This window comes from Nocardioides sp. Soil805 (genome assembly GCF_001429625.1).
Classification (GTDB): domain Bacteria; phylum Actinomycetota; class Actinomycetes; order Propionibacteriales; family Nocardioidaceae; genus Nocardioides.
Genome location: NZ_LMSU01000003.1, coordinates 122,790 through 143,731, shown reverse-complemented (window position 1 = coordinate 143,731; position 20,942 = coordinate 122,790). Strand labels below are relative to the sequence as shown.

The 20,942-nt window shown below is 73.3% G+C and carries 16 protein-coding genes; 7 read left to right on the top strand and 9 right to left on the bottom strand.

Translation table 11 applies throughout. From position 1 onward, the window contains the following. Positions 1–11: 11 nt before the first annotated feature. Complete coding sequence (gene ddaH / locus ASG94_RS15655) at positions 12–776, top strand: dimethylargininase (RefSeq protein WP_056927417.1); 765 nt, start codon at positions 12–14, stop codon at positions 774–776. After that, positions 773–1,207: an NAD(+)--rifampin ADP-ribosyltransferase gene (arr, locus tag ASG94_RS15650; protein ID WP_056927416.1), complete on the top strand. Its 435-nt coding sequence runs from the start codon at positions 773–775 to the stop codon at positions 1,205–1,207. The genes ddaH and arr overlap by 4 nt, the downstream gene beginning before the upstream one ends. Positions 1,208–1,233: 26 nt before the next feature. Here the strand turns inward: arr and ASG94_RS15645 are convergent, their stop codons facing one another. From ASG94_RS15645 to ASG94_RS15635, 3 genes are read right to left on the bottom strand one after another with little or no spacing between them, the layout of a single operon-like run. Further along, positions 1,234–3,354: a glycosyl hydrolase gene (locus ASG94_RS15645; RefSeq protein ID WP_056927415.1), complete on the bottom strand. Its 2,121-nt coding sequence runs from the start codon at positions 3,352–3,354 to the stop codon at positions 1,234–1,236. Beyond that, a complete protein-coding gene (locus ASG94_RS15640) occupies positions 3,351–4,076 on the bottom strand; it encodes an HlyD family efflux transporter periplasmic adaptor subunit (RefSeq protein ID WP_056927414.1) in 726 nt (241 codons plus the stop codon). Before ASG94_RS15640 ends, ASG94_RS15645 begins: the two co-directional genes overlap by 4 nt. Continuing rightward, complete coding sequence (locus ASG94_RS15635) at positions 4,073–5,704, bottom strand: glycosyltransferase family 2 protein (RefSeq protein ID WP_200958146.1); 1,632 nt, start codon at positions 5,702–5,704, stop codon at positions 4,073–4,075. The genes ASG94_RS15640 and ASG94_RS15635 overlap by 4 nt, the downstream gene beginning before the upstream one ends. Positions 5,705–6,341: 637 nt before the next feature. Here ASG94_RS15635 and ASG94_RS15630 point away from each other — a divergent pair. Both ASG94_RS15630 and ASG94_RS15625 read left to right on the top strand, forming a co-directional pair. Then, a complete protein-coding gene (locus ASG94_RS15630; protein WP_056927412.1) occupies positions 6,342–7,940 on the top strand; it encodes a GMC family oxidoreductase in 1,599 nt (532 codons plus the stop codon). A 1-nt stretch (position 7,941) separates the two neighbouring features. Next, positions 7,942–9,468 (top strand): aldehyde dehydrogenase family protein, encoded by a 1,527-nt coding sequence (locus ASG94_RS15625; RefSeq protein WP_056927411.1) that lies wholly within the window; start codon positions 7,942–7,944, stop codon positions 9,466–9,468. Here the strand turns inward: ASG94_RS15625 and ASG94_RS15620 are convergent. Continuing rightward, complete coding sequence (locus ASG94_RS15620; protein ID WP_056927410.1) at positions 9,465–10,736, bottom strand: ATP-binding protein; 1,272 nt, start codon at positions 10,734–10,736, stop codon at positions 9,465–9,467. The genes ASG94_RS15625 and ASG94_RS15620 overlap by 4 nt on opposite strands. Before the next feature lie 240 nt (positions 10,737–10,976). On the opposite strand from ASG94_RS15620, the gene ASG94_RS15615 reads away from it, so the two are divergent. Continuing rightward, on the top strand, positions 10,977–13,085 hold the full coding sequence (locus ASG94_RS15615) for a PP2C family protein-serine/threonine phosphatase (RefSeq protein WP_056927409.1): 2,109 nt from the start codon (positions 10,977–10,979) through the stop codon (positions 13,083–13,085). A gap of 22 nt (positions 13,086–13,107) precedes the next feature. Here the strand turns inward: ASG94_RS15615 and ASG94_RS15610 are convergent, their stop codons facing one another. Then, positions 13,108–14,079: a magnesium transporter CorA family protein gene (locus ASG94_RS15610; protein WP_056927408.1), complete on the bottom strand. Its 972-nt coding sequence runs from the start codon at positions 14,077–14,079 to the stop codon at positions 13,108–13,110. A gap of 131 nt (positions 14,080–14,210) precedes the next feature. On the opposite strand from ASG94_RS15610, the gene ASG94_RS15605 reads away from it, so the two are divergent. Further along, the gene (locus tag ASG94_RS15605; RefSeq protein ID WP_056927407.1) at positions 14,211–14,987 is read left to right on the top strand and encodes a ribosome hibernation promotion factor; all 777 of its coding nucleotides are present in this window, start codon (positions 14,211–14,213) and stop codon (positions 14,985–14,987) included. 35 nt (positions 14,988–15,022) lie between these two features. On the opposite strand, the gene ASG94_RS15600 is transcribed toward ASG94_RS15605, so the two are convergent. After that, complete coding sequence (locus ASG94_RS15600; protein WP_056927406.1) at positions 15,023–16,150, bottom strand: carboxylate-amine ligase; 1,128 nt, start codon at positions 16,148–16,150, stop codon at positions 15,023–15,025. A gap of 144 nt (positions 16,151–16,294) precedes the next feature. On the opposite strand from ASG94_RS15600, the gene ASG94_RS15595 reads away from it, so the two are divergent. Beyond that, on the top strand, positions 16,295–16,885 hold the full coding sequence (locus ASG94_RS15595; RefSeq protein WP_056927405.1) for a hypothetical protein: 591 nt from the start codon (positions 16,295–16,297) through the stop codon (positions 16,883–16,885). Positions 16,886–16,913: 28 nt separating this feature from the next. Here ASG94_RS15595 and ASG94_RS15590 read toward each other — a convergent pair whose 3' ends face one another. From ASG94_RS15590 to ASG94_RS15580, 3 genes are all read right to left on the bottom strand, one after another. Further along, positions 16,914–17,933 carry a hypothetical protein gene (locus tag ASG94_RS15590; RefSeq protein WP_056927404.1) on the bottom strand — a complete coding sequence of 340 codons (1,020 nt, stop codon included), beginning with the start codon at positions 17,931–17,933 and terminating at the stop codon, positions 16,914–16,916. Then, entirely contained in the window at positions 17,930–18,127 is a 198-nt protein-coding gene (locus ASG94_RS15585) for a hypothetical protein (RefSeq protein WP_056927403.1), read from the bottom strand. Before ASG94_RS15585 ends, ASG94_RS15590 begins: the two co-directional genes overlap by 4 nt. 121 nt (positions 18,128–18,248) lie before the next feature. Next, positions 18,249–20,825, bottom strand: coding sequence for a cation-translocating P-type ATPase (locus tag ASG94_RS15580; protein WP_200958145.1), 2,577 nt, complete (start codon positions 20,823–20,825; stop codon positions 18,249–18,251). Positions 20,826–20,942 lie beyond the last annotated feature (117 nt).

Here is a 20,942-nt window from a genome sequence, read left to right as displayed (position 1 = left end):
AGGATCGCGGCATGAACCGTCGTGCTCTCGTCCGTCGTCCCAGCCCGCGCCTGGCCGACGGCCTGCTCACCCACATCGAGCGCGTCCCCGTCGACGTCGACCTCGCCCTGCAGCAGTGGGACGGCTACGTGGGTGCGCTCCGGGCCGAGGGCTGGGAGACCATCGAGGTCCCGCCGTCCCCGGAGTGCCCGGACTCGGTCTTCGTCGAGGACACCGTCGTGGTGTACGGCGACCTCGCCGTCATCACCCGACCGGGCGCGGACGAGCGCAAGCCCGAGACGGCAGGGACCGAGCAGGCGTTGCGCGAGCTGGGCTACCGGATCGCCCACATCGAGGCGCCCGGCACGTTGGACGGCGGTGACGTGCTCAAGCACGACGGCACGGTCTGGGTCGGACTGGGTGGGCGCACCGACCAGGCCGGGATCGACCAGCTCGCCGGCCACCTCGAGCCCCTGGGCGCGACCGTCGTCGGCGTCCCGCTGACGAAGGTGCTGCACCTCAAGTCGGCCGTCACCGCGCTGCCCGACGGGACCGTGGTGGGGTTCCAGGAGCTGGTCGACGACCCCACCGTCTGGTCGCCGTTCCTCCCCGTCCCCGAGGAGCCGGGCGCGCACGTCGTCCTGCTCGACGAGAGCACGGTGCTGATGTCGGCCAGCGCACCGCTCACGCGGCGGCTCTACGAGGAGCGCGGACTGCGCGTCGTTGCCGTGGAGGTGTCGGAGTACGAGAAGCTCGAGGGCTGCGTCACGTGCCTGTCCGTGCGGCTGCGCGGATGAAGCGACCCGGGGAGCCCGTCCCCTTCGAGGTCCACGAGCCCGGAGTCTTCCTGCACGGCACCAAGGCCGAGCTCGCGGTCGGCGAGCTGCTCGTGCCTGGCCGCGAGTCCAACGTCGAGGACGGCAGGCTGATGAACCACGTCTACTTCACCGCCACCCTCGACGCCGCGACGTGGGGCGCCGAGCTCGCCAGGGGCCCCGGTCGCGGACGCATCTACGTCGTCGAGCCCACGGGCGACTTCGAGGACGACCCCAACGTCACGGACAAGCGGTTCCCCGGCAACCCCACGCACTCCTTGCGCAGCCGCGAGCCGTTGCGCGTGGTCGGCGAGCTCGTCGACTGGGTCGGCCATCCGCCCGAGAAGCTGCAGGCCATGCGCGAGGGCCTCGAGGAGCTCCGACGACGAGGCGCCGCCCGGATCGAGGACTGAGCTGAGGGAGTGGTGGGGCGCCGTGGTCACCGTCCGGCGGTGTCCCCCAGCCCCCCGGCCCGGGCGGTGAGCAGCCACGCCAGCAGGTGGCTGCGGGTGTTGCCGTCGTCGATCGCCGAGTCGGGGAGTCCCCGGCCGATCTCCAGCGCGCGCCGGGGCTCGGCGAGGGCGAGATACATCGTCAGGTAGTCACCGAACATCGTGTCGAAACCGCGGCCGGACGCGTCCGCCACGTTGGCCCGGACCCGCTCCTCGTCCACACCGCCTCGGGCGAGCACCGGCGGCATCGGCAGCAGCTGGATGCCGAGGATGGCCGAGGGCTCGGGGCTGAACCAGGTCGCCCACTCGCGCTTGCCGCCCCAGCTGAGCGAGACGAACGGGTGGTCGTAGGCCCCCGGGAGGTCCCGGGGCTGCAGCCAGTAGGCGCGCGCGGTGGCCGTCTCCAGGCTCAGCTGCCAGCTGGCCTGCCGTGCGAGCGGCCGGTTGCCGTCGGTCCGGGCCCACAGCGCCAGCCCGTTCCAGGCGTTCACCGCCTCCGAGCTCGACTCCTGGTTGTTGCCGTCGGCGAAGTCGGACCTCCCCGCGGCCCACGAGTGACCGGCGTACGGGTCGAAGCTCCGCAGCGCGGGAAGCTTGCCGTTGGCGGCCGGGGAGGCGATGTCCTCCGCCAGCGCGGTCAGCGTCGATCGCCACCGGTCGAGCAGCTCGGGCTCCCCCTCCCCCAGCAGCGCCGCCGCGGCGAGGAAGTACCCGTAGTGGAAGTGGTGGTCGTTGAACTCCTCGGAGCCGAAGCCCGCGGTCCGACCGACCACGCCCTTCCAGGCGGTGTCGTAGCCGAAGCACCTCGTCGAGGTGGCCGTGCAGTCGGAGGAACCGCCGAGCCAGGCGTCCAGCTCGGTGACCGCGCGCTCGCGGATGGTCCGGGCGGCGTCGTCGGCGCCGGACGCCTCGGCGATCCGGGTGAGCTGCGCCATCCGGTAGACGTCCTTGCCACCGAAGTAGGTGTCCTGCCGGGGCGGGGTCCCGGCCTCGCGGGCCACGTCGGCCACGGCCTGCTCCCGCACCTCGGCGAGCGCGTCGCGATCGAGACCGGACAGGTCGAGCGTCGCCTCCGGCTGCAGGGCCGACACGCTGGAGACCAGGTCGCGGGCGCGGATCAGCCGCAGGGGCCCGTACAGCGAGTCGACGCGGCCGACGACGTCGGGACGCTCGAGGCGCTGGTGCGGCATGGCCGCCAGCACCGTGCTGCGGCCGCGAGGGGTGCGGTAGCGGATCCTCGTCCGGGCCTCCCTGCCGGCCAGGGCGTAGCCGACGGACGTCCCGTGGACCGGCACGGCCCCGCGTGCCAGCTCGGTGAGCGTGGCGTCCTGACGCGCGGCGAAGACCAGCAGGGTCTCCCCGCGACGCAGGCCCACCGCACCGTCGGACACGGTGACCGGGCGGCGGCTGCCGTCGGCACGTGACACCGCCAGCCCGTACGTCGTGCCCTCCGACGTCGTCGCGAGCCAGCGGCCCCTGTCGCGCTGACGGAGCGCGTCGGGCACCGTCACCTCCTGGTCCCCCACCGCCGTGTAACCGACGTAGGGCCACCCCTCGGCCAGGTCGAGGTGACCGACCGGTGTGCCCGACGAGGTGTACGTCGAGGTCACCGACACCGGGTCGGCACGGGTGGCGGTGAAGGCGTCGGACGCGAACCCGAGTCGCAGTCCGGAGGCGAACGGGGCGCTGATCGTCTGCTCGGTGGCGGACACCTGCGGCAGGCCGACGGACACCCCGGTGTCGTCGGCCTGCACTGCCAGGGGCATCGCGAAGACCGGCTGGGGCTCGGCACCGAGGAACATCCCCGAGTACCAGCGGTTGGTGGGCGGCGCGAGCTCGGGGGCGACCCGCACCGGGCCGGTCGAGCCCTCTGCCTGCGGCAGCCGCGCGGCCGCGGGCGTCCAGCTCGACGGCGCCTGCCGCGTCACTGGCGTCCATCCGGACGAGCCGGACGAACCGGACGAGGCGAACGGGTGGAAGGCGGCGTCACGGTCGTCCGTGGAGTCGGTCCCGACGCCCCCTCCGGCGAAGAGTGAGCCCGTCCCGACGGCGAGCGCCGCGAGGACCGCCACGACGGCGACCACGCTGGGCCAGGTGCGGCGCATCATCCGGTGCCGCCCGGCGTGAGCAGGCCGGTCAGGAGGGCACGGACGGAGTCGACGAGCCCGTCCCGGCGCAGCGTCACGTCGACGTCGACCGGGGTCCCGGACGAGAAGAGGCCGCGGTTGTCGAGCTCCGGGGAGACGGCCCGCAGCCGGGTCGCGGCCCGGTCACCATCGGTGTGCACGCCGATGCGGTCCACCTCGGCGCGCACCGTCCGCTCGTCGGGCAGCCGGACCGTGACCTCGTCGGCACGACGCATCAGGGCGTACTGCTTCGCGGTCAGCCGGAAGTCGGCCTGCACGTAGCTGGTCCCCTCCTCCTCGACCCGGGCCATCGCCGAGTTGGCCGCCACGAAGGCGCCCTGGCTCGGCTGGACCTCCGAGACCTTCCCCGGGGAGGTCGCGCGGATCACGACCTTGCTGCCGTCCCTGATGTCGAAGGGGGACTGCGACGGCACGAGCGCGTCGTTCGCGATGTCGCGGGCCAGCTCGCTGCTCTGGACGACGAAGAGCTGGTCGCCCTTGTCGACGTGGTCGCCCACGTCGACGGCGCGCTTGACGACCATGCCGGCGTACGGCGTGCCGACCGTGTAGTCGTCGGTGCGCACGGTGGCGCTGACGTCGTGGACGGTGCTGATGCGGTCGTTCATGCTCAGTGCCAGTGCGCCGACGACGCCGACGACGACGAGCACGCCGACCAGGTACTTGAGGCGGGTGAGGAAGGTCATCGGTGGTCTCCAACGAGGTGGGTGGACGAGTCGGGGGCGGAGGGGGTCGCTGTGGGGACGGGTGGGCGCCGTCGCGCGACACGGCGGGCCTGCCGGGACGTGCGGCGTGCCGTACGTCGGGTGGCCCGGGCCGTGCGCGCCTCGCGGTAGGTGATCGTCAGGAAGATCCCGAGGACGATCGTGTTGAGCGCGTTCCACGCGAGCGCCACGTTGAACGAGCCCGTCACCTCGGCCTTCCAGGCGCCCACGACCGTGGTGAGCAGCAGGAACAGGAAGACCAGCACCTGCGGGAAGGTGTAGTTGAAGGGCGACCGGGCCTCGCCCACCCGCCCGGTGACGTGCCACTGGCGCTCACGCCTCGTGAGCGCGTTCCACATGGCCTGGATGTAGATCGGGAACGACGCCGACGCCAGCATCAGCGTCTCCCAGCGGAAGGAGCCCATGGTGTACAGCGCCACCACGATCTGCATGAAGTAGAAGCCGGCGTAGTACATCAGCCACGTGCCCGTGGGCACCCCGAGGGCGACCGGGGTGAGGTCGAAGTAGATCTGCAACGGCGGCACGATCAGCAGCAGGGCCGGTGCGATGCCGTTGAGGTAGAAGGTCGCGGTGGTGAGGTACTGGATGCGCTGGTCGGTGGTCAGCTGGCGCTTGCGGCTCAGCGGGTTGTGGCGGAGCAGGATCTCGAAGGCGCCCGTGGCCCAGCGGAGCTGCTGCTTGCTGTAGGCCTCGACCGACTCCGGGGTGTCACCGACCGCCAGCACGGCACCGGTGTAGATGGAGCGCCAGCCGCGCTCGTGCAGGTGGATGGAGGTCCAGATGTCCTCGGACTTGGACTTCTCGTAGATGCCGCCGATGTCGGCGACGGCGTTGCGCCGGAAGACCACGTTGGTGCCCACGCAGAACGCGGCGTTGAAGCGGTTCTTGCCCGACTGGATCAGGGAGTAGAAGACCGACTGCATGTAGCCGGACCCCCGGGACAGCACGGTGTGCAGGTTGCCGTAGACCTGCGGCGTCTGGACGAACGCGACCTTGTCGGTGGCGAAGTAGGGCAGCGTCTCGTGGAGGAACTCCGGCTTGGGCGCGAAGTCGGCGTCGAAGACGGCGAAGAACTCGCCGTCGGTGATCGAGAGCGCGTGGTTGATGTTCCCGGCCTTGGCGCCCTTGTTGTCGGGTCGACGTACGTAGTCGGCGCCCAGCTCGTGCGCCAGCTCACGGACCTCGTCGGAGCGACCGTCGTCCAGCACCAGGGTCCGGTGGCGACCACGGATCGCCAGGGCCGCGGTGACGGTGCGGCGGATCACGTCGAGGTCCTCGCCGTAGGTGGTGACGAAGACGTCCACCGAGGCCGACTCCTCGTTGAGCCGCATGGGCCAACGGCTAGGGCTCGACTCCAGTCCCAGCGCCAGGACCTGCTCGGGGTCGAAGAGACCGCGCTTGGCCTGGTGGTAGGAGAAGTCACGGGCGTCGTAGCCGCTGGAGAGGATGGTCCACAGGGCGAGCAACGCCTGCGCGATCAGGAAGGTCTCGGCCGTGATGACGAGGGCGAAGGGCAGGAGGTCGCCGTGGTGGGAGGGCCTGAACAGGAAGCTGGCGTAGGCCAGCACCCCGATCGTGGCGAGCAGCACCAGCATCATCAGCGAGGGCGAGCTGGACCTGGTGGCATCGCGGGTGTGCTCCGAGCTCAGTCCCTCGGTGCCCGGTGCAGGGCGGAGCAGGCGTTCGAAGTCTGCGGTCGTGATGGCGTTCTCCTTCGGTGGAACCGTCGCCCGAGCGCGGCGAGAGGACGGCCCCCGAGGGCCGAGAGGTAGATGGGCGTGGCGCGTGGCCACGGAGGGGTCCGGCTGCGTGAGCGGACACGTACAGATGTGGGCCGGGTTGCCGGGAACACCGCGACAACCGGGATTGGATCGATCAAACCGCGCCGGGCAGGACGGACACAAGTCGGCCGGACCCGTCGCGGGTCACACTCACGCCGACGAGGGGTGCCACCTCCACCGCGATCCCTCGGGCCCGGGGTCCACCGCGTCATCCTCACCCCGGAGACCTGCAGGTCAGGGGACCGCGGGTGGCGTGGCCCACACGGCCGGGACGAGTCCGACGACGGACGAGGCGGGGCCGGACGGGACGTTCGTCACAGCGGCCCGCAGGCACGACGATGCGGCCCCAGGGGTGAGGCCCATCAGCCCCTTGTCGCCGGTGGGCGCCCTGCCTAGGGTGCAAGCAGGGCGACCACGCGGGCCGCTTCCGGGTGGGGAGGGTGTCGTGGCCGAGCGGGAGAGTGTCGACTACATCGTGGTGGGGGCCGGCAGCGCCGGCGCCGTCGTGGCGGCGAGGCTGAGCGAGGACCCGGGCACCTCGGTGCTGCTGCTCGAGGCGGGCGGTGAGGCCACCGCCGACGAGATCAGCATCCCGGCCGCCTTCCCCAACCTCTTCAAGACACGGTGGGACTGGAACTACACGACCACCGAGCAGAAGCAGCTCGAGGGCCGTCGTGCCTACTGGCCGCGGATGAAGGCGCTCGGCGGCTGCTCGTCGATGAACGCGATGATCTACATCCGCGGGCACCGCGCCGACTACGACACCTGGCGCGACGCGTACGGCGCGACCGGATGGGGGTACGACGACGTGCTCCCCGCCTTCATCCGGTCCGAGGGCAACACCCGCCTGGGCGGGCCGTTCCACGGCCAGGACGGGCCGCTGCACGTCGAGGACCGCCGCTACACCCACCCGCTCACCACCGCCTGGGTCGACTCCGCGGTCGCGGCGGGCTTCAAGCCCACCGACGACTTCAACGGCGCCGAGCAGGAGGGCGCCGGGCTCTACCAGGTGACCTGCCGCAAGGGCCGCCGCTGGTCCACGGCGAAGGCCTACCTCGAGCCCGCGCGGGACCGCCCCAACCTGACCGTGCGCACCGGCGCGCTCGTCGAGAGGGTCGTGGTGGAGGGCGGACGGGCCGTCGGCGTCACCTACCAGCACGGACCCGGCACCCGGACGACGTACGTCGACGCGGAGGTCGTCCTGTCCGGCGGCGCCGTCAACTCCCCCCAGCTGCTCATGCTGTCCGGCATCGGCCCGGGCGCCCACCTGCGCGAGGTCGGCGTCGACGTCCTCGTCGACCTCCCCGGCGTGGGCCAGAACCTGCACGACCACCCGGCCGCCCCGCTCGTCTTCCGGACCCGTGACATCTCGGACCTGATGGACCACAACAACCTCGTCCAGTTCGCCCGGGCGAAGGCGACCGGCACCGGCCCGCTGACCTCCAACATCGGCGAGGGCGGCGGGTTCTGGCGCACCCGCGACGAGCTCGAGGCCCCCGACCTGCAGGTGCACGTGGCACCGACCGGCTTCTACGACAACGGCCTGCACGAGGCCACGAGCCGCAACGTCACCGTCGCGCCGACCCTGGTCCACGTGCAGAGTCGCGGCACGCTCCGCCTGCGGTCCCGCGACCCGCGGTGGCACCCGGACCTCGACCCCGGCTACTACGACGACCAGGCCGACCTCGACGCCATGGTCCGCGGCGTGCGCCGACTGCTCGAGACGGTCGCGACAGGACCGCTGGCCGAGCACGTCGTCGGTCCGGGGCTGCCCACCATGGACGCGTGGGGGTCGGACCCCACCGACGCGCAGATCGAGGCGCACCTGCGCGTCCACACCCAGACGCTCTACCACCCTGTCGGCACCTGCGCGATGGGTGGCGACGAGCGTGCCGTCGTCGACCCCGAGCTGCGGGTCCGTGGCGTCGAGGGCCTGCGGGTCGCCGACGCCAGCGTGATGCCGATGGTCACGCGCGGCAACACCAACGCCCCGTCCATCATGATCGGCGAGCGGGCCGCCGACCTCCTGCGCGGAAAGGCCTGACATGACCAGTCCGGAGAAGCTCGAGTCCCTCGACCCCGCCACCGGCGACGTCGTCGGGGTCCACCTGGTCGACACCCCCGAGACCGTGGCCGCGGCCGTCGCCCGGGCGCGTGAGGCGGCGGCCTGGTGGGGCGGCCTCGGCTTCGACGGCCGCGCGGAGGTGCTCGCCCAGTGGCGCGGCGTCCTCACCCGCCGGATGGCGCAGCTCGCCGACGTCGTGCACCAGGAGACCGGCAAGCCGCACGGCGACGCGCAGCTCGAGATCGGCCTCGCCATCGACCACCTCGCGTGGATCGGCTCGCACGCCGAGAAGGTGCTGGGCCGCAAGCGCGTCTCCCCCGGCCTGCTGCTCGCCAACCAGGCCGCGTCCGTGGAGTACCTCCCCCTCGGTGTCGTCGGCGTCATCGGTCCCTGGAACTACCCCGTCTTCACACCGATGGGCTCGATCGCCTACGCCCTCGGCGCCGGCAACGCCGTGGTGTTCAAGCCCAGCGAGCTCACCCCCGGCGTCGGCGTCTGGCTCGCCGACAGCCTGCGCGAGGTCGTGCCCGACCACGACCTCCTCCAGGTGGTGGTCGGCCGCGGCGAGACCGGCGCGGCGCTGTGCCGGTCCGGCGTGGACAAGATCGCGTTCACCGGGTCCACCGCGACCGCCAAGCGGGTGATGGCCACCTGTGCCGAGACGCTCACCCCCGTGCTGATCGAGGCCGGCGGCAAGGACGCGCTGCTGGTCGACGAGGACGCCGACGTGGTGGCCGCGGCCGACGCCGCCGCCTGGGGGGCCTTCTCCAACGCCGGGCAGACCTGCATCGGCATCGAGCGGGTCTACGTCCACGACCGGGTCCACGACCGGTTCGTCGAGGAGCTCGTCCGACGGGCCGGCACCGTCCACGCCGGGACCGACGCCGACGCGAAGATCGGGCCGATGACGATGGCCGGCCAGGTCGACGTCGTACGCCGCCACGTCGAGGACGCGCTCGAGCGCGGCGGCCGGGCGGTGGTCGGCGGGGCCGACGCCGTGGGCGACCGGTTCGTCCAGCCGACCGTGCTGGTCGACGTGCCCGAGGACTGCGCGGCGGTCCGCGAGGAGACGTTCGGGCCCACGGTCACCGTGCGCCGCGTGCGCGACATGGACGAGGCGGTCGAGCTGGCCAACGCGACCCGCTACGGCCTCGGGTCCGCGGTCTTCTCCCGCACGCGTGGTCCCGAGCTGGCCCGCCGGCTGCGTTCGGGGATGACGGCCGTCAACTCGGTCATCTCCTTCGCCGCCGTCCCGGGCCTGCCCTTCGGCGGCGTGGGCGACTCCGGCTTCGGGCGCATCCACGGCCCCGACGGCCTCAAGGAGTTCACCTACGCCAAGGCGGTGACCCGGGTGCGGTTCAAGCCGGTGCTCAACCTCACCACCTTCGACCGCACGCCCGAGCAGGACAGCACGGTGGCCGCCCTGCTCACCGCCCTGCACGGGCGGGCGACCCAGCTGCCCAAGATGCCGCGGCGTCCGCTCGCGACGCGGAGGGACCGCTCCTAGAACCGCACGTGCGCCACGAACACCTGGACGTCCCCGTCCAGGCGACGGGCCTGCACGTGCAGCCCCACGGGGACCTCGGTGCCGTCGGCGCGCACCATCGGGACGTCGAGCCACCGGTCCAGCAGGACGTCGCGGCCGTGCGTGGCGTGCAGGGTGGTGCCGGCGATGTGGGCCTGGTGGAACCGGGCGGGGACCACCACGAGGATCCGCCGTCCCAGCAGGTCTTCCTCCCGGCGGTAGCCGAGGTGCTCCACCACCTCCGCGCTGACGGCGACGATCACGCTCGCGTCATCCATGGCGATGAGCGGCTGGTCGGTGTCGAGGAGCGCACGGACGGCGCGCGGACGCGCCTGGTCCGGACGGCGGGCGACGCGTACGTCGGTCCTGGCCCGCCACGGCTTCGGCTCGGCGGCGCCCTCCGCCTGGCCGGCGACCTCCCCGCACAGCCAGGCACGCATCTCGGCCATCTCGGGCTGGGTGGGCGGGCTCAGGAGGCGGCCGTCCTCGGCCGCGGCCCTGGCTCGCACGAGCAGGTCGTCCAGCACCTCGAAGTGCCGCACAGCGGCCGCGCTGATGCTCAACGACACGGCGGCGGCCGTGACGGCCGGCTCGACCGAGCTGGCCATCAGCGCGTCCGGCTCCGACGGCAGGCGGGGCCGGGGCACCTGCTCGTCCAGCAGGCTCAGCGCACTGCTGGCGGCGGCGTGGTCGTCGAGGGCGCGGACGTCGCGGTCCAGCGCGTAGAGGAGGTACTCGCGCAGCAGGGTCGCGGCGTGCTCCTGCCACGCCCAGTGCATCAGCAGCGGCACCGACCTCAACGTGATGTCGATGCGCCGGTCCCCGGAGGAGCCGTCCGGCGCCGGGACCCGTCGTACGACGGGGGTCGTCGGACGGCCGACCTCGAACCACACGACCTTCCCGGCATCGGTCCGCTCCACCCCCCAGCGGTCGGCGTGCTCGTCGACGATCCGCAGCCCGCGTCCCGTCCCGGAGGTCTCGGCCCACGCCCGCCGGACGGGCATCCGGTCGCTGCCGTCCTGCACCTCGACACGCAGCGCGGTGGGCTCCGCGACGACCCGCACGCCGATCGGCGTGCCGGCGTGCACCACCGCGTTGGTCACGAGCTCGGAGACGACCAGCTCGGCCACGTCGCCCAGGTGCGCGGCCCCGGCGCCCTGGAGCGCCTCCCGCACCGCACGTCGGGCGCGTGCGGCGGTGCGGGGCTCGGCGGGGAGGGCCAGGTCGACGACGGTCGCCGCTCCGGACATCGCCCCTCACCCCCGACGCTGCTCGGCCCGCACCCGCGGCGGGGCCCCTGACTGCACCCTAGGGCCAAATCCGGGCCAGCAGGAGGGACGACGTCCCGCGCGACACCTCCGTGTGTGCAGCCCGGGGTTGTGCAAAACGTCGACGGCGCGGGCCGTCCCGCACTTATCGTGGTGCCGACGGTCACACCTCCCAGCGCCCTCGACCGTCCTAGTGCCGGGCGCCGCACGAACCGAGGACACGTGGCGACAGCGATCCGCGCCCGCGACACGGCCGGCACCCGGTCCGTGCTCGCCGGCGTGCTGCTGCTCGGGGTCATGGTGGCGGTCGACCTCCAGCTCGGGCGACAGATCAACGGTGCGTACGCCGGGGCCGCCGTCCTCACGGCCATCAACGCCGACGCGCGCCGGACGGCCGGGGTCGCCGCCCTCACGCTCGTGGCGTCGGTGTCCTCGGGGGTGTGGCACCACAACCTCGGCGGGCACGACTGGACGCTCCGCTTCGTCACCTGCGTGCTGATCTGCGGGCTGGCGCTCGTCGCCGCCGAGGCGAACGACCGTCGACGCCGGCGCCTCCTGCGGACGACGACGCTGGCCCAGCGCGTCCTCGACGCCCTCGCCGTCGAGCTCACCGGCGCCCGCACCGTCGCCCAGGTGGCCGACGGCTTCCTGGGCCACGCCATCGGGACCCTGGGCGCCACGTCGGCGATGGTGCTCTCGCTCGACGCCGACGACGTCCTGCGGACCCTCACCTGGCTCGGGCGCACCGGACACGGCGCGGACCAGTACCAGGAGATCCCCCTCGCCAGCGACCTGCCGGGGGCCATCGCGGTCCGCGAGGTCCGCGACGTCCACTACCGGTCCGTCCGGGAGATCACCGCCGCCTTCCCGGACCTCGCCGACTACTACCCGAGCGACCGGAGCCTGCACCTCCTGCCGCTGCACCGCGACGGCACGACGTACGGACTGCTCGCCCTCACCTTCCCGCCGGACCTGTTCACGCCCCACGAGGACGGGTTCCTGCACTCCCTCGCCGGTGCCCTGACCAGCGCGGTCAGGCGGGCGGCCGAGCTCCAGGACGTCGACGCCGCCACCCAGCGCACCGTGCTGCTGGCGGAGGCGTCGATGAGCCTGTCGCGCAGCCTCGACATGGACACCACGGTCGCGGAGGTGGGCCGGCTCCTGGTGCCCCGCTTCGCCGACTGGTGCGTGCTGCAGCTGCTCCGCGACGGCGAGCTCGAGACGGTCTCGGTCCAGCACCGGGACGAGGAGACCACCGCGTGGGCGCGCACCCTCGTGGGGGCCTTCCCGACCCGCATGGACGCACCCACGGGCGCCGGCCACGTCGTCCGGACCGGGGAGAGCGAGATCTATCCCTACATCCCGGCCGGGCTCATCGAGGCCACGGCCGTCAGCGCCGAGCACCTGGAGATCCTGCGCAGGCTCGGCCTCACCAGCGCCATCGTCGTGCCCCTGGCCGGTCGCGGTGAGGTCCTGGGAGCCCTCACGCTCATCCACGCCGAGTCGGGCCGTCACTACGGCGAGGAGGACGTCGCCTTCCTCGAGGCGGTCGCGGCCCGGGTGGCCGTCGCGCTCGACACCGCTGCGACGTTCGAGCAGCAGTCCGAGCGGCTGGCCGGCGTCACCCTGGTGGCCGAGGCCGCCCAACGCGCGATCCTCGCGCCACCGCCCGCCCGGACCGGTCCGGTCGCGATGTCCGCCCGCTACCTGTCCGCGGCCTTCGAGGCGCAGGTCGGTGGCGACCTGTACGAGGTGGTCCGCGGCCCGTCCTCGGTGCGGCTCCTGGTCGGCGACGTCCGGGGCAAGGGCCTCTCCGCGGTCCGGACCGCCACCGTGGTGCTGGGCGAGTTCCGCGCCGCGGCCGCCGGAGCCGGCGACGTCGCCCACGTGGCCCGGGAGATCGACCGTCGCATCCTCCCCTACCTCCCCGACGCCGAGGACTTCGTCACCGCGGTCCTCGTCGACATCGACCACGACGGCGCGTTCCACGTCGTCTCGTGCGGGCACCCCGCGCCCGTCCTGCTGTCCGCCCAGGGCTACGTCGAGACGGTCGAGGTCGACCACTCGCCCCCGCTCGGCCTCGGTGTCGACCCGGTCGTCGCGCGCGGCAAGCTGACCCCCGGGGACCGGCTGCTGCTCTTCACCGACGGGCTCATCGAGGCGCGCTCCCCCAGCGGCTCGTTCATCGACCCCGCCCCCTTCCTGCCGGCCGTCGGACGAGCCGATCTCGACACCGCACTGGACGGGCTGCTCGCGTCCCTCAAGCGGGCCGCCGGGCACGCGCTCGAGGACGACCTGGCCCTGCTGCTGGCCTGCTACGACCCCCGGTGACCGGCGCCGGCGGGCGCGTCTCTCAGAGCCAGTCCTTGCGCCGGAAGGCGAGGTAAAGCGCGCCCGACAGGGCCAGGATGAGGATCGACGAGGTGACGAAGCCCGACTGCCGGGCGAAGCCCGGGTAGGGCAGGTTCTGGCCGTAGAAGCCGGTGATCGCCGTGGGCACGGCGATGATCGCCGCCCAGCTCGTGACCTTCTTGGTGATGATGTTGAGCCGGTTGCCCTGGATCGTCAGGTTGGTCTCGAGGATGGTGTTGACGAGGTCGCGCAGGCTCTCGGTCCACTCCGTCGCCCGCAGCACGTGGTCGTAGACGTCCTGGTAGTAGGGCACGAGCTCGGGCGTGACCAGCCCGATGTCGCGACGCATCACGGTGTTGACCACCTCCCGCATCGGCAGCACCACTCGACGGAGCTGGACCAGGCTCTTGCGCAGCTCGAAGCTGCGACGCTGCACGCTGCGGTCGTGCGGACGGTCGTCGAAGAGGAGGTCCTCCAGCTGCTCGATCTGGTCGTCGAGCGACTCCACGGCCTCGAAGTGCGAGTCGACGACCACGTCGAGCAGGCCGTGCAGCAGGGCGCCGACCCCGAGCTCGGTGAGGGCCACCTCGTCGTCCCACCGGGAGAGCAGCGAGTCGAGGGAGAAGGTCTCGTCGCGGCGTACGGTCACGAGCGCGGACGGCGTGATGAACGCGTGCACCTCACCCGTGACCAGCTGGCCGCTGTCCACGTCGAGCTGCACCGAGTACGCGCTGAGGAAGTCGTGGCCGGCGTAGTGGTCCAGCTTGGGGCGCTGACGACCCTGGGCCGCGTCCTCGACGGCCAGCCGGTGCAGGCCCAGCTCGTCGGCCACCAGCTGCAGGTCCTCGAGGTCCGGCGCGCACAGGTCCACCCAGACGACGCTCGAGGCGTCCGAGAGGTGCTCGGACAGCTGGTCGATCGGGAAGTCCTCGTCGGTCAGGACTCCCCCGCGGTAGCAGCGGGTGCGGGGCATCGGCCCAGTATCCGGTACGACGCGCCACCGGCCCGTCGACGTCGGGACCTTCGCCACTGACGTGGTCGCCGCCGAACGGATTGGATGGGACCGAGGGGGCAACCAGGCTGCTGCCGGTGAGGGGCGAGGTGATGTCGACACCTGACGAGTCGGTCCGGGTCGAGGTGACGACGCGGGGCAACGTGGGCAGCTTCGCCGGGGACTACGCCCGGGAGAGGGTCTCCAGCGCCCTGGCCGTGGCGCACGGACCCGTGCTCCACGCCCACGTGGTCCTCGACTGGCGCCACGACCCGGCCCTGGAACGACCCGCCGTGGCCGAGGCGGGCGCCGACGTCGACGGGACCCGGCTGCGCGCCAAGGCGTCGGCCCCCACGATGCGCGAGGCGGTCGACGAGCTGGAGCACCGGTTGCGCCGTCGGCTGGTGCAGCTCCACGAGCGCGAGCGCACGCTGCACCGCGCGACGCGCACGGCGGCCGAGCACGAGTGGCGCCACGGAGACCTGCCCCGCCGCCCGCTGCCCTACTTCCCCCGCGAGGAGGAGGCCCGCGAGGTGGTCCGGAGCAAGTCGCTGCCGGCCGCCGCGATGACGGCGGGCGAGGCGGCGTACGAGATGGAGCTGCTCGACCACGACTTCTTCCTCTACCGCGATGCCGGCTCCGGCCGTCCGGCGCTGGTGCGTCGCCTGCCCGACGGCGGGTACGGCGTGCAGGGGGCGGGTCCCGGGGAGAGCGCGGAGACCGTGACCCACGAGCCCCCTCCGCCCGCGCTGACCGATGCCGAGGCACGGACCCGGCTCGGTGCCGGGGTGGAGCCGTTCGTCTTCTACCTCGACCAGGAGACCGGCGAGGGCCGCGTGCTCTACCACCGCTACGACGGGCACTACGGCCTCCTGGTCCTCACCGCGTGACGGGACCGGGGCCCGGCGGCTCCTGCGGGCGTCGATCAGGCGTCCAGGCGGCCGAGGGTCGTCCCGGCCAGGGCGGCGACGAAGGCCGCGGGAGTGGAGGCGGCGGCGAAGAGCCGGCGCTGCCGGTCGGCACCTCCCCCGACGACCCGCAGCCGGTCGAGCGTCACCTCGACGAGGAGCTCGTCGTCGTGGGCACGCAGGTGGGGGCGGACCTGCGCCAGCAACCCGTCCACGAGGCGCCACGGGTCGCTCGCCTCGCCGGTCCGCGGATCGGTCAGGACTCCCGCGAGGCCCGCGCGTGCGGCCGTCCGGCACGACTCCCGCAGGAGCGCCGGCGCGACCGGGACCACCGGGCGACCGAGCAGGGCCTCGTCGAGCGCCCAGGAGACGAGCGCCCGGACCAGTCCCGCGTAGCAGACGGTCTCGTCGACGCTCAGCCCCACGTCGGCCACCCGCGTCTCGATCGTGGGATAGCGCGGCGACAGCCGCGCCAGGAAGTAGACGCTGCGGACGTCCAGGGCCCGGCCGGAGGAGACGGCGCCGGCCAGCGCGTCGTCGTACTCCTCGACCGAATCCACCGGCGGAGCAGGCACCGCGGTCGGCCAGCGGGAGGCGAGGACGAGGCGCTGGCTCGCCCACCCGGAGTCACGGCCCTGCCAGATCGGTGAGTTGGCGGTGAGCGCGATGAGGGCCGGCAACCACGGGCCGATCCGCAGCAGCGCCTCGACCCCCAGCTGCCGGCTCGGCACCGCGACGTGGACGTGGCACGCGCAGGTGCCGTTGTTGCTCATCGCGAACGGGAAGCGCCGGGCGAGCTCGAGGTAGCGGGGGTCCTCGGTGACCGCCGGCGGGTCGGGCATGCCGTAGGGCGGGAGACCGGTCGCCAGGGCGACTGCCCCGCGTCCACGCGCAGCCTGCGCGACCGCGGCACGTTGCGTCCGCAGGGCCCGGTCGACCTCCGCGAGGGTGCGGCACACCGGCGTCCGTGTCTCGACCATGTAGGTCATCGACTCGGCGGCCACCCCCGCCGGGTCCCCGCAGTCGCGGATCACGCCGGCGGCGTCGGGAGCGACCGCACCGGTCACGGGGTGCAGCAGCGTGAACTCCTCCTCCACGCCCACCGTCGGGGGGCGAGCGGGCGAGCCGTGGACCGGCGCGGTCATCGCCGCCGCCTGCCTTCCTGCAGGTACCCCACGGAGGCGATGGTGCCGGCCGGGCGTCCGGCGTAGGTTGCCCGCAGGGCCCGGCCGGGGCCCGACGAACGCCTCGACCGGTCCTGTCCAGACCCGACGACCGAGGAGGCAACGATGTTCATCCAGGTGATCCAGGGCTCCTGCACCCGACAGGACGAGGTGCACGAGATGCTCGACGAGTGGCGCCGCGACCTGTCACCGGGCGCGACCGGCTGGCTGGGCGGCACGTACGGGTTCACCGACGACGACCAGCTGCTGGCCGTGGTCCGGTTCGAGTCCCGCGATGCCGCGATGGCCAACTCGACACGTCCCGAGCAGGGCGCGTGGGCCGAGCGGTTCACCTCCCTGATGGACGGCCCGCTCGAGTTCCACGACTGCGACGACGTCACGCTGATGCTGGACGGCGGCTCCGACCGGGCCGGCTTCGTCCAGGTCGTCCGCGGCCGGGTCGACGACCCGTCCCGTCTCAAGGCGATGCTGGCCGACACCACCACGCTGCACGAGATGCGCCCGGAGATCATCGGCGGGACGCTCGCGATCGAGCCGGACGGCACGTTCATCGAGACCATCGCCTTCACGACCGAGGAGGCGGCGCGCCAGGGAGAGCGCATCGAGCCGCCCGCCGACGTACGCCGCGAGCTGGAGTACGCCATGAGGGACGCCACCTTCTACGACCTCCACCACCCGTGGTTCGAGACCGCCTGAGACGGCCCGTCGCACCACCGACCGCGGCTCACCGCTCCGCCAGGACCACGGGCGGCGACCGGTAGTACAGGGACGGCTCCGTCGGCAGCGGGGTGTCCCAGAGCTCGAGCGCACGCTCGCAGGCTCCGTCCAGGTCGCACCTGACGACCGAGGCGCCGCCGGCGTCGCCCTGCGCCGCCACGAGGAAGTGCGTGTCGTCCTCCCAGACGGCGTTCCAGTCGAGCCGCCCGGCGATCCTCGTGCGACGGACCCCGGCGCGACCGTCCACGACCCACCACCGGTCGGTGCCCGCCGCGTCGAAGTAGGCCCAGGTGGCCAGCGCGTGACGCCCGTCCGGGGACCACGCGTGGGGCAGCCGCTGGCAGCTCCGCGACAGCGTGCGTCCGGGGCGCGAGAGCGCGACCACGCGGTGGCAGAACTCGCCGATCCGAGGAGTGACGAGCACCATCCGGTCGTGGCGGACGTCGGCGGACACCGCGGCCTGGCCGAGCAGGGTGCTGGTCCGCCCCTGTTCATAGCTCCACCACACCGTCTCGGGGTGGTGCCAGCGCGTGCGGACAGCGAGCAGCACCCGGGACCTCGTGGCGGCGACGAGGGTCGCGAGGCGCACCTCGCGACGGGCCAGGACGCGCCCGCTCGCCGGCTCCACGACCATGATCGCGGAGCGCTGCGCGGGGGGGCCCGACATGTGCGCCACCGCGACCCGGCCGCCTCCGGGCGAGACCGCCACGTCGATCCACTGGTGGGAGCGGGCGATCACCCGGCGCGCTCCTGTCACGTCGACGAAGACCACCCGGACGAGGCGGTGCCGGCCCACGTTGTAGTCCCGCAGGACGTACCCGCCGGAGACGACCCACAGCGAGTCGTGTCGCCCCCGACCCGGCGCGGGGATGCTCAGGTCCCCGTCCCTGATCGTGTCGTGGACCAGGTGGGCGACGCGTGGCGCGGGGCCGCTGGGCAGCGCCGCGGGGTCGATCCGACCTCCTGCCGCCGACGGTGACGCCGTCAGGAGCACGAGGGTCGCGAGGACCGCCCCGACGAGCGTCACTCCTCGTCCTGCCCGTCAGCCACCGCGTCCTCGCCGTCGCGCTCCTCACGACGCCGCTCGCGGAACGACTCGGAGGCGAGGTACCTCTTGAGGGCGTCCTCGGTCGAGCCGGCGCCGCGATCGCTGCGCCGCGCCACGGCCTCACGGGCCTCGGCGGCGGCCCGGGCGTTCTCCATCGGCTCGTCGGCGGGCATGGCTGACCTCCCTGCGTCGTTCCTGCTGGGTCGACGATCTGGCGGTCGTCGGCCACGACCCACGATTCCGCGCCGGTGCCCCTCGGCCCAGAGGCCTTCGACACCCACGTCGGGACCGAGGTCACCGCCGGCCGGCTGATCGACGCCGCCCTGGCCCGCCCGGAGTGGGTGGAGCGCCTGCTGTCGTAGGTGCGCTCGTGTGGGTGAGGCGAGCGGCGAGCCAGCCGAGCAGCCCCGTGCCGACTGCGAGGGCGAGGTCGGCGGCCGGCAGCGACGACGTACCCAGGAGCTCCTGCAGCACCGGGACGTACACCCCCGCCAGCGCGAGGAGGAACGAGCCGGCCACGGCGACCGGGAGGAACGGGTTCTGCGTCGTCAGCTGGAGCGGCCTGAGCCCGACGGCCACACCGAGCTGGAGGCAGGTCAGGGCCAGGAAGATCATCGTCTGCCAGGGCCGGCCCTCGTGGTGTGCCCACGTGCCGAGGGCCAGCGTGACGACCGACAGGAACGCGCTGATCACGAGGACGCGCTGCCACAGCCCGTCACCGAGGACGCTCTGCGCCGGTGGCCTGGGAGGGCGGGTCATCACGTCCGGCGCGACAGGCTCCGCACCGATGGCGACCCCTGTGATCCCGTGGGTGAGCAGGTTGATCCAGAGGATCTGCGCCGCGGTGAGGGGGACCGCGAGCCCGACGAACGGGCCGAGCAGCATGACCAGGATCTCGGCCGCTCCCCCGGAGAGGCCGAAGACCAGGAAGTGCCGGATGTTGGCGTAGACGCGGCGACCCTCCTGCACGGCGACGACCACGGTGGCGAGGTCGTCGTCGGCGAGGACCAGGTCGGCCGCCTGCCGGGCGACCTCGGTGCCACGGTGTCCCATGGCGACGCCGATGTCCGCCCGGTGCAGGGCCGGCCCGTCGTTGACCCCGTCACCGGTCATGGCGACGACCGCGCCCCGGTCCTTCCAGGCCTGGACGATGTCCAGCTTCTGCTCGGGACTGGTCCGGGCGAAGACCCGGGGGACGGTCAGGTCGAGCACCTCCCCGGCGGCGATCTGCGCCCCGGTGACGACGCTGGTCCCGGCGGCGTCCTCGTCCGGGGTGAGGACCCCCACCCGCAGCGCCACGGCCCGGGCGGTGGCCGGGTGGTCACCGGTGACAAGGACCGGGACGATGCCGGCGGTGCGACAGTGCGTGATCGTGGAGCGGGCGGCGGGCTTGGCCGGGTCGTCCATCGCGACCAGGCCCAGCAGCCGGTGCTCGGCGGCCTCCCAGTCCGCGCCGTTCGGCACGTCCGCCGCCGTGAACGCGAGCACCCGGTGCCCCTCGCCCGCCAGCTCCGTGGCCCGGGCCAGGCCCGCCCGCCAGGCGGCGGACTGCCCGCTCGAGCCGTGCTGGGCGTGCAGGGCCTCCACGGAGCCCTTGGTCACGACGAGGAGGCGCGGATCTCCACCGACGACGACCTCGTGGGCGGTGGTCATCCGCTGGGTGGCGCTGTCGAAGGGGACCTCACCGATGCGAGCCGCGACGCGCTCGAGAGCCTTCCTGCTCAGTCCGGCCCGCGCGGCGACGCGGAGCAGGGCGAGCTCGGTCGGGTCGCCGAGCCCGGCCCCGGGCCCGTGGGTCCCCACCGGCGCGAGGTGCGCGTCGTTGCACAGCACGCAGGCCCGCAGGAGCTCTCGTACGTCGGGCACCCGCTCCAGCTCGAGGGCCGCTCCCCCGGTCACGCTGACCGACCGCTCCGGGGTCCAGAGCTCCTCCACCACCATCCTGGCCTCGGTCAGGGTGCCGGTCTTGTCGGTCGCCAGGACGGTCACCGATCCGAGGGTCTCCACCGCCGGGAGACGCCGCACCACGGCGTTGCGGGCCACCATGCGCCGCGCCCCCAGCGCGAGGCTGAAGGTGACCACCGCCGGGAGGGACTCCGGCACCGCCGCCACCGCGAGGCTGACCGCGGTGACCAGCATCGGCTCCAGCGGCTCACCGCGCGCGAGGCCGAGGACGAGGACGAGCGCACACAGCGCGACCGCCACCAGCGCCAGGGTCCTGCCCAGCTCGGCCAGTCGGAGCTGGAGCGGGGTCGGTTGGACCCGGGTGTCCATGAGGGCGACGATCCGGCCCCAGGAGCTGGACGCGCCGGTCTCCGTCACCCGTGCCACGGCCCGCCCCTTGACCACGACCGTTCCCGACGACAGCACGTCGCCCACCGCCTCGCCGTGCGGGACGCCCTTTCCGACGGCCACCGACTCACCCGTCAAGGCCGACTCGTCCACCAGCACCGAGGCCGCCTCAAGCAGCTCGCAGTCGGCCGGGACGACGTCGCCCTCGCCCAGCAGCACGACGTCGCCCGGCACCAGCTCGACGGCGGGCACGGGGGTCTCGGCGCCCCCGCGCCGGACCCGGACCACCGGCGCGCTCAGCTGCGCCAGCGCGCTGATCGCGCGGTCCGCCCTGATCTCCTGGGTGACCCCCACCGCGGTGTTGACCACCACGACGAACGCGATCACCGCGGCGTCGGTGAGGTCACCTGTGAGCAGCGTCATGAGGCACGCGGCGAGGAGGACGACGACGAGCGGGTCCCGCAGCTGCGCACCGATGCTCGACCACACCGAGAGGCGACCCCGCTGGCGGACCTCGTTGGGCCCGACCTCCCGCAGTCGCAGCGCCGCCTCCGCCACGGTCAGTCCGGTGTCCTCCACGTCGTGATGGTCCCCCCGTGGCGACGCCGAGGGACAGGGCCGAAAGGACCCCTCATCCGTGCAGGACGAGCCCCACCGTCGTGGGTCCTTCGACACTGGGGACCGGGGCCGACCCGG

What these genes read in the sequence shown, in the direction of transcription:
- ddaH (WP_056927417.1), top strand. Translation starts at nt 12, where the DNA reads ATGAACCGTCGTGCTCTCGTCCGTCGTCCCAGCCCGCGCCTGGCCGAC.
- arr (WP_056927416.1), top strand. Translation starts at nt 773, where the DNA reads ATGAAGCGACCCGGGGAGCCCGTCCCCTTCGAGGTCCACGAGCCCGGA.
- ASG94_RS15645 (WP_056927415.1), bottom strand. Translation starts at nt 3,354, where the DNA reads ATGATGCGCCGCACCTGGCCCAGCGTGGTCGCCGTCGTGGCGGTCCTC.
- ASG94_RS15640 (WP_056927414.1), bottom strand. Translation starts at nt 4,076, where the DNA reads ATGACCTTCCTCACCCGCCTCAAGTACCTGGTCGGCGTGCTCGTCGTC.
- ASG94_RS15625 (WP_056927411.1), top strand. Translation starts at nt 7,942, where the DNA reads ATGACCAGTCCGGAGAAGCTCGAGTCCCTCGACCCCGCCACCGGCGAC.
- ASG94_RS15620 (WP_056927410.1), bottom strand. Translation starts at nt 10,736, where the DNA reads ATGTCCGGAGCGGCGACCGTCGTCGACCTGGCCCTCCCCGCCGAGCCC.
- ASG94_RS15610 (WP_056927408.1), bottom strand. Translation starts at nt 14,079, where the DNA reads ATGCCCCGCACCCGCTGCTACCGCGGGGGAGTCCTGACCGACGAGGAC.
- ASG94_RS15605 (WP_056927407.1), top strand. Translation starts at nt 14,211, where the DNA reads ATGTCGACACCTGACGAGTCGGTCCGGGTCGAGGTGACGACGCGGGGC.
- ASG94_RS15600 (WP_056927406.1), bottom strand. Translation starts at nt 16,150, where the DNA reads ATGACCGCGCCGGTCCACGGCTCGCCCGCTCGCCCCCCGACGGTGGGC.
- ASG94_RS15595 (WP_056927405.1), top strand. Translation starts at nt 16,295, where the DNA reads ATGTTCATCCAGGTGATCCAGGGCTCCTGCACCCGACAGGACGAGGTG.
- ASG94_RS15585 (WP_056927403.1), bottom strand. Translation starts at nt 18,127, where the DNA reads ATGCCCGCCGACGAGCCGATGGAGAACGCCCGGGCCGCCGCCGAGGCC.